Below are 8506 nucleotides of genomic sequence, written 5' to 3'. Positions count from 1 at the left end.
GAGGACCAGGTAGCCGGCGACGCCGGCCGGGACCAGCCCCGCGGCCTCGGCGGCCCGTTCGTCTCCCGCCGTGCCCCCGGCACCCGCCGCAGCGCCGGGGCCGGCCTCTCGGTCGAGCAGCGCAGCCGCCGCAACCGGTGGGGCCTGATCGTCCTGGTCGGCCTGCTGGTGCTCGTCCTCGGGCGGCTGGTCGTGCTGCAGGGCATCGACGGCGCCGCCTACGCCAGCGCGGCCGAGCAGGACCGGCTGCGCACCATCCCCCTGGCGGCGATCCGCGGGCAGGTCCTCGACCGCGACGGCAACCCGCTCGCCTACACCGTGGACGCCTCCAAGGTGGTCGCCGACCCGACGGTGGTCCGCGACCCGGCGCGCACCGCGCTGGCGCTCACCACGCTGCTCGACGTCCCCGTGCCCGAGCTGACCGGGAAGCTCACCGAGGACAGCCGCTACGTCGTCCTGGCCACCCAGCAGGCGCCCGAGACCGCCGACGCGGTGGCCGCGCTCCAGCTCGCCGGCGTGTACCTGCGCGACGACCCGGTGCGCCTCTACCCGGTCGGCGCCGTGGGCGGCCAGGTGGTCGGTTTCGTCGGGCGCGAGGGCACCGGCCTGGCCGGCATCGAGCAGGTCTTCGAGGAGGAGCTGTCGGGCACCGCCGGGCAGCGGACGGTGGAGGTCGGCAGCGGCGGGCACCCCATCCCCTCGGGCATCGACGAGGTGACCGAGGCCGTGGACGGCCGCGACGTCACCCTCACCCTCGACGAGGACCTGCAGTACGTCACCGAGGAGCGGCTGGCGCAGGCGTGCGCCGACGGCGCCACCACCCGCGCGTCGGCCGTCGTCCTGGAGGTCGCGACCGGGAGGGTCGCGGCCATGGGCTCCTGCCCGGGCTACGACCCCGGCAGCTACTCCACGACCGACCCCGACCTGCTGGGCAACCCCGTGGTCAGCGACGTCTTCGAGCCCGGCTCGGTCATGAAGGCGGTGACCCTCGCGGCTGCCGTCGAGGAGGGGCACGCCACCCCCGACCGCGTCCTCACCGTCGACGGGCACATCCAGGCCGGCGACCGGGTGGTCACCGACGCGCACGACCACGAGCCGGTCGACTGGACCGTGACCGGCATCCTCGCCAAGTCCAGCAACGTCGGGACGATCATGCTGGCCCGCGAGGTCGGCGACGAGAAGCTCGAGGAGTACCTGCGGGCCTTCGGCGTCGGGGAGAAGACCGGCATCGAGCTGCCCGGCGAGAGCCGCGGCATCCTGCAGGACTCCGCCGAGTGGAGCGAGGTGCGGGCGGCCAACGTGGCCATCGGGCAGGGCGTCTCGGTGACGACGCTGCAGATGGCCTCGATCTACCAGGCGATCGCCAACGGCGGCGTGCGGGTGGAGCCCCGGGTCGTGCAGTCGGTGACCGGTGCCGACGGCCGCCCGGCGGAGACCCCCGAGCCCGCCCGCACCCGGGTGGTCAGCGAGTCCACCGCCGAGCAGATGGCCTACATGCTCGAGGCGGTCGTCGGGAAGGGCGGCACCGCCCCGCTGGCCCAGGTCGAGGGCTTCCGCGTCGCCGGCAAGACCGGCACCGCGCAGCGCGCCAACCCCGAGTGCAACTGCTACGCCGGCGGCGGGTACGTGACCACGTTCGTGGGCTTCGCCCCCGCCGACGACCCGCAGTACGTCGTCGCGGTGGACCTGGAGCGGCCCAGCAGCTCCGCGGAGGGCGGGCAGGTGGCCGCGCCGGTGTTCGCCGACGTCATGCGGGCGGCGCTCATGGCCGACGGCGTGGTGCCCTCCGGTACCGCGCGCCCCGAGTTCGTGCTCACCGGCACCCCCTAGCGGCAGGACCCCGCCGCCCCGGCAGCGGGGCCGCGGCGCGCGGGCCCGCGGCGAAGTGCTGTCCGCGGAGTGCCCGCCGGTAGATTGGAGCCCCGTGACCCCGACCGACCCCGGGACGGCCCCGCGGCCCACGGGGAACCGCCCGCTGCCCCTCGCCGAGCTCGCCGACCTGATCGGCCCGCCGGAGGGTCCCGGCGCCGACGTCGCGGTCTCCGGGGTCACACTGGCCTCCGGCGAGGTCGGCCCGGGCTTCATCTACGCCGCGCTGCCCGGCGCGCGCACGCACGGCGTCCGCTTCGCCGCCGACGCCGCCGCCCGCGGGGCCGTCGCGCTGCTCACCGACCCCACCGGCCGCGCCGACGCGCTCGCCACCGGCCTGCCGGTCTGCGTCGTCGACGCCCCCCGCCAGGTGCTCGGCGCCGTGGCCGACCGGGTCTACGGCGAGCCCAGCCGCAAGCTGGCCGTCCTCGGCATCACCGGCACCAACGGCAAGACGACGACGAGCTACCTGGTCGAGGCCGGGCTGGCCGCCGCCGGCCGCGCCACCGGCCTCATCGGCACGGTCCAGGCGCGCACCCGCGCCGCGGACGGCACCGTCACGGCCCTGCCCAGCATCCGCACCACGCCCGAGGCGCCGGCCCTGCACGCGCTGCTGGCCGGGATGGCCGACGCCGGGGTGGACGCGGTGGTCATGGAGGTCTCCAGCCACGCCCTCGTGCAGGGCCGGGTGGGCGGTGTCCGCTTCGCCGCCGCCGGCTTCACCAACCTGGGCCGCGACCACCTGGACTTCCACCGCGACATGGAGGACTACTTCCAGGCCAAGGCCCTGCTGTTCGACGGTCGCGCCGCCGCCGAGGTGGTCGACGTCGACGACCCGTACGGCCGCCGGCTGGTCGAGCGGGTGGGCCGCCCGCGACCGGTCACCGTCGCCGGCAGCGAGGGGGCGGCGGCCGACTGGACCGTCTCGGACGTCCGGACGGCGCCCGGCGGCGGCTCGGCGTTCACCCTGCACGGGCCCGGCGGCCGCAGCTGGCCGGCGCGCGTCGGGCTGCCCGGGCGGTTCAACGTGGCCAACGCCGTGCTCGCCGTGGCGCTGCTGGACGCGGTCGGCGTCGCCGTCGAGGACGCCGTCGCGGGCCTGGCCGGCACCGTGGTCCCGGGACGGATGGAGCCGGTGGACGCGGGGCAGCCGTTCGTCGCCGTCGTCGACTACGCGCACACCCCCGACGCCGTGCGGACCGCCCTCGCCGCCCTGCGCGAGGCCACTCCCGGCCGGCTGATCACCGTCCTCGGGTGCGGTGGGGACCGCGACCCGGGCAAGCGCCCCGAGATGGGGAAGGTGGCCGCCGAGGGCAGCGACGTGCTCGTGGTCACCGACGACAACCCGCGTTCGGAGGACCCCGCGGTGATCCGTGCGGCGATGCTCACCGGCGCCCGGGAGGTGCCGGCCGACCGCCGTGCCGAGGTGCGGGAGATCGGCGACCGCCGCGCCGCGCTGGCCGCCGCGGTGGCGCTGGCCCGGGCGGGGGACACCCTGCTCGTCGCCGGCAAGGGGCACGAGACCGGCCAGGAGGTCGCCGGCACCGTGCACCCGTTCGACGACCGCGCGCAGCTGCGCGAGGTGCTCGCCGCGTCGGGCGCCCGGGCATGATCCGGCTATCGCTGGCCGAGGTGGCCGAGCTCGCCGGGGGACGGCTCGAGGGCCCGCCGGACGGCGCGGTCACCGGCACGGTCACCCTCGACTCGCGCGCCGTCGCCCCGGGGGACCTGTTCGTCGCCGTCGCGGGGGAGCGGGTCGACGGGCACGACTTCCTCGGCGCGGCCGCCGCCGCCGGCGCGGTCGCGGCGCTGGCCGCCCGTCCGGACCCGGCGCTGCCGTGCGTCGTCGTCGAGGACCCAGTGGTGGCGCTGGGCCGGCTGGCGGCCGGCGTGCACCAGCGGCTGACCGCCGCGGGCGTGCGCACCCTGGCGATCACCGGCTCCTCGGGGAAGACGTCGACCAAGGACCTGCTCGGCCAGGTGCTCGCCGCGGCCGGCCCGACGGTCAGCCCGCCGGGGTCCTACAACAACGACATCGGCCTGCCGCTGACCGTGCTCTCCGCCGACGCCGGCACCCGCTTCCTCGTGCTGGAGATGGGCGCCCGCGGCCCCGGGCACATCGCCCGGCTGTGCCGGGTGGCCCGCCCCGAGGTCGGCGTCGTCCTCAACGTGGGCTCCGCGCACCTCGGCGAGTTCGGCAGCCCCGACGGCATCGCGCAGGCCAAGGGCGAGCTGGTGGAGGCGCTGCCGGCCGAGGGCACCGCGGTGCTCAACGCCGACGACGCCCGCGTGCTCGGCATGGCCCCCCGCACCCGCGCGCGGGTGCTGACCACGGGGCGGGCGGAACAGGCGGCGGTGCGGGCCGTCGACGTCGCGCTCGACGCGAGCGCGCGCGCCCGCTTCACCCTCGTCGCCGGCGGCGAGCGCCACCCGGTGTCGCTGCGGGTCGTCGGCGAGCACCAGGTCGCCAACGCCCTGTCGGCCGCGGGCGCCGCCCTCGCCGTCGGCCTGGAGCCGGCCGCCGTCGCCGCGGCGCTGTCCGGCGCCGAGCCGCGCAGCCGCTGGCGCATGGAGATCGACCGGCGCGCCGACGGCGTCACCGTCGTCAACGACGCCTACAACGCCAACCCGGAGTCGATGCGGGCCGCGCTCGCCGCCCTCGCCGGGCTGGCCGGGACCCGCCGCATCGCCGTCCTCGGGGGCATGGCCGAGCTCGGCCCGGACGCCGACGCCGAGCACGAGCGGCTGGGCCGCGACGCGGCCGCAGCGGGGGTCGACCTCGTCGTCGCGGTGGGCGCCGATGCGGTAGGCATAGCGGGAGGTGCGACCGCCGCGGGGCGGCGCGCAGGAGAGGAGTCGGTGCACGTGCCGGACCGGGCCGCTGCCCTCGCGCTGCTGTCGGGGGTGCTGCGACCGGGTGACGTCGTCCTCGTGAAGGCCAGCCGGGCCCACGGCCTGGAGCTCCTGGCCGCCGACCTGCTGGGTGGTGCCGCGCAGTGAGGAGCGTGCTCATCGCGGCGGCGGTCGGCCTGATCGTCTCCATCCTGACCACGCCGCTGGCCATCCGGGCGTTCCGCCGGCAAGGGCTGGGGCAGGAGATCCGCGATGACGGCCCCGAGAGCCACCTCTCGAAGAAGGGCACGCCCACGATGGGCGGCACCGTCATCGTCGGCGCCACCGTGATCGGCTACCTCGCCGCGCACCTGGTCTTCGTCGGCGAGTCCGGGTGGGGGTTCAGCGCCACCGGTCTGCTGCTGCTCTTCCTCATGGTCGGCATGGGCACGGTCGGCTTCCTGGACGACTACCTGAAGATCCGGCACCGCCGCAGCCTGGGCCTGAACAAGACGGCGAAGCTGGTCGGCCAGCTCGTCGTGGGCGTCACCTTCGCCGTCCTGGCGATCAACTTCCCGAACGGCGACGGCGTCGAGCCCGCCTCCACCGTCGTCTCCTACGTCCGTGACATCGCGCCGCTGGCCCTCGGCCCGATCGCGTTCGTGATCCTGGCCTACCTCTTCATCGCCGGGTTCTCCAACGCGGTGAACCTCACCGACGGCCTGGACGGGCTGGCCGCCGGCGCCTCGGCGATGGTGCTGGCCTCCTACATCGTCATCTCGTTCTGGCAGTTCACCCACGACTGCGCCAACGAGCTGATCGAGGGCTGCTACACCGTCCGCGACCCGCTCGACGTCACCCTCGTCGCCGCCGCGGGCATGGGCGCCTGCCTGGGCTTCCTGTGGTGGAACACCAGCCCGGCGCGGATCTTCATGGGCGACACCGGCTCGCTGGCCCTCGGCGGCCTGCTCTCCGGCCTGGCGATCGTCACCCGCACCGAGCTGCTGCTGGTCGTCCTCGGCGGCCTGTTCGTCGCGGTCACCCTGTCGGTGATCATCCAGGTGGCGTTCTTCCGCGCCACCCGCCGCCGGGTGTTCCGCATGGCGCCGCTGCACCACCACTTCGAGCTGGCCGGCTGGACCGAGAACACCGTCATCGTGCGGTTCTGGCTGGTCACCGGCATGGCGGTGGCGTTCGGTCTCGGCCTGTTCTACGCCGACTGGCTGAGCTTCGTGGGCCTGTGAGCGGGCACCCGGCGGGTTCCGGCCGCACCGTCCTCGTCGCCGGTCTCGGCGTCTCCGGCGCGGCCGCCGCGCGGGTGCTGCTGGCCGCCGGGGCGCGGGTGCTGCTCACCGACGCCGCCCGCCCCGCCGTGGTCGACGAGCTCACCGGCGCGGGCGCGGGGTGGCTGGGGGCGACGGAGGTGCTGCCCGACGGGGCGGAGCTCGTCGTCACCTCGCCGGGCTGGCGCCCGGACGCGCCGCTGCTCGTCGACGCCGCCGCCCGCGGGGTCGAGGTGGTCGGCGAGCCGGAGCTGGCGTGGCGGCTTCGCATCCCCGGCCCCGACGGGACGCCGGCCCCCTGGCTGGCGGTGACCGGCACCAACGGCAAGACCACCACGGTCACCATGCTCGAGGCGATCCTGCTCGCCGCCGGCCGCCGGGCGGTCGCGGCCGGGAACGTGGGCCGGCCCCTGGTCGAGGTGGTCACCGCCCGCGAGGCGGACGGCACCCCCTCCTACGACGCGCTCGCCGTCGAGCTCTCCAGCTTCCAGCTGCACTGGTCCTCCTCGCTGGCGCCCGCCGCTGCCGCGGTGCTCAACGTCGCCGACGACCACACCGACTGGCACGGCTCCTTCCCCGCCTACCGCGACGCGAAGGCGCGCATCCTCGAGCGCGCCCCCGTCGCCGTCGCCGACGCGGGCGACCCCGTCGCCGCCGGCCTGGTGGCGGCGCACCCGCGGCCGGTCACGGTCACCCTCGGCGAGCCCGCCCCGGGCCAGCTCGGGGTGCGCGACGGCGTGCTGGTCGACCGCGCCTTCGCCGCCGACCCGGCGGGGGAGCCGCTGCTGGAGCGCGACCGGCTGCCCGTGCCGGGCCCGCACAACGTGGTCAACGCGCTCGCCGCCGCGGCGCTGGCCCGCGCGGCCGGGGTGCCGGCCGAGGCGGTCGCCCGGGGGCTGGCCGGCTTCTCCGGCGGGGCGCACCGCAACGCCCTGGTCGCCACGGTCGGCGGCGTGGACTGGGTCGACGACAGCAAGGCCACCAACCCGCACGCGGCCGGCGCCTCGCTCGCGTCCTACCCCCGCGTGGTCTGGATCGCCGGCGGCCTGCTCAAGGGCGCCGACGTCGACCCGCTGGTCGCCGCGGTCGCGCACCGGCTGGCCGGCGTCGTCCTGCTCGGGCGCGACCGCGCCGTCGTGGCCCGCTCGCTGGCGCGACACGCCCCGTCGGTGCCGGTGGTGGAGGTCCCGAGCGGCGACGATGGCGGGATGGACGGGACGGGTGTGACTGCAGAGGCGACGACCGCCCGCGTCGTGGCCGCCGCCGCGGGGCTCGCCCGCCCGGGCGACACCGTGCTGCTGGCCCCGGCCGCCGCCTCGATGGATGTCTACCGGGACTACGCGCACCGCGGCCGCGCCTTCGCCGAGGCCGTCCGGGCGCTCGGGGCCGGGCGATGACCACCACCGAGCGGCCGGTGCGGGAGGCGCGCACCGCCCGGGGCCGCACGCGCCCCCCGCCGCCGCGCCCGCCGCAGCGCCGCTGGACTGGCCCCGCGTGGCTCGACGGCCCGCTGACCAGCTGCCACCTGGTGCTGGGCGCCGCCGGCCTGCTGCTGCTCATCGGGCTGGTCATGGTCTTCTCCGCCTCCGCCATCGAGGCCGCGCTGGCCGACGAGCCGGCGTGGGCCCCCGGCGTGAAGCAGCTCGTGCTGGCCTGCATCGGGCTGGGCGCGATGGTGGTCGCGATGCGGCTGCCGGTGGGCCTGGTGCGCCGCTGGTCGCCCGTCGCGCTGCTCGTCGTGATCGGCCTGCTGGTGCTCGTGCTCATCCCGGGCATCGGCCTGGAGCGCAACGGCGCCCGGCAGTGGATCCCGCTCGGCGTCACCGACTTCCAGCCCTCGGAGGCCGGCAAGCTGGTGTTCGCGCTGTGGGGCGCGCACGTCATCGCGCTGCGCGAGCGCTACCTGACGACGACGTCGCTGCTGGTGCCGGTGCTCCCGGTGTTCCTGCTGCTCTCGGGCCTGCTCATCCTCGAGCCGGACTTCGGCGGCGTGGTGAGCCTGGGGCTGGTGCTGGTCGGCCTGCTCTGGGCCGGCGGGATGCCGATGCGCTGGTTCGGCGCGCTGGCCGGTGCCGCGGTGGTCGCGATCGTGGTCATGGTGCAGGCCGCCCCGTACCGCATGGCGCGGATCACCTCGTTCCTCGACCCGTTCGCCGACCCCGACCACACCGGCTTCCAGGCGATCCGCGGCATGTACGCGCTGGCCACCGGCGGCCTGTGGGGCGTGGGCCTGGGCAACAGCGCGATGAAGTGGAACATCCTGCCCGAGGCCGAGTCCGACTACATCTTCGCGATCATCGGCGAGGAGCTCGGCTTCCTCGGCTGCCTGGTGGTCGTCACCCTCTACGGCGTCCTGGCCTACGCCGGCTTCCGCATCGCCCGCCGCTCGGCCGACCGCTTCGTCCAGCTGGCCTGCGTCGCGATCACCGTGTGGCTCATCGGCCAGGCGACCATGAACATGGGGTACGTGGTGGGCCTGCTCCCGGTGACCGGTGTGACCCTCCCGCTGATCTCGGCGGGCG

At 76.3% G+C, this 8506-nt stretch carries 6 protein-coding genes; all 6 read left to right on the top strand.

The annotated features are described in order from the left end of the window. Positions 1-1830 (top strand): penicillin-binding protein 2 (locus E9529_RS20410; RefSeq protein WP_236833102.1); only part of this gene is annotated, 1830 nt, incomplete at its 5' end. 94 nt (positions 1831-1924) lie between these two features. Continuing rightward, positions 1925-3481, top strand: coding sequence for a UDP-N-acetylmuramoyl-L-alanyl-D-glutamate--2,6-diaminopimelate ligase (locus E9529_RS20405; RefSeq protein WP_236833101.1), 1557 nt, complete (start codon positions 1925-1927; stop codon positions 3479-3481). Next, positions 3478-4869, top strand: coding sequence for a UDP-N-acetylmuramoyl-tripeptide--D-alanyl-D-alanine ligase (gene murF / locus E9529_RS20400; RefSeq protein WP_236833100.1), 1392 nt, complete (start codon positions 3478-3480; stop codon positions 4867-4869). The genes E9529_RS20405 and murF overlap by 4 nt, the downstream gene beginning before the upstream one ends. Further along, complete coding sequence (mraY, locus tag E9529_RS20395) at positions 4866-5945, top strand: phospho-N-acetylmuramoyl-pentapeptide-transferase (RefSeq protein ID WP_236833099.1); 1080 nt, start codon at positions 4866-4868, stop codon at positions 5943-5945. The genes murF and mraY overlap by 4 nt, the downstream gene beginning before the upstream one ends. Continuing rightward, on the top strand, positions 5942-7381 hold the full coding sequence (murD, locus tag E9529_RS20390) for a UDP-N-acetylmuramoyl-L-alanine--D-glutamate ligase (RefSeq protein WP_236833098.1): 1440 nt from the start codon (positions 5942-5944) through the stop codon (positions 7379-7381). The genes mraY and murD overlap by 4 nt, the downstream gene beginning before the upstream one ends. Continuing rightward, positions 7378-8506: putative lipid II flippase FtsW (ftsW, locus tag E9529_RS20385; RefSeq protein ID WP_236833097.1), on the top strand; the 1129-nt coding region annotated here is incomplete at its 3' end. The genes murD and ftsW, both read left to right, overlap by 4 nt.

This window comes from Blastococcus sp. KM273128, from assembly GCF_021698975.1.
GTDB lineage: Bacteria > Actinomycetota > Actinomycetes > Mycobacteriales > Geodermatophilaceae > Blastococcus.
This window is presented reverse-complemented; position numbering and strand designations above follow the sequence as displayed.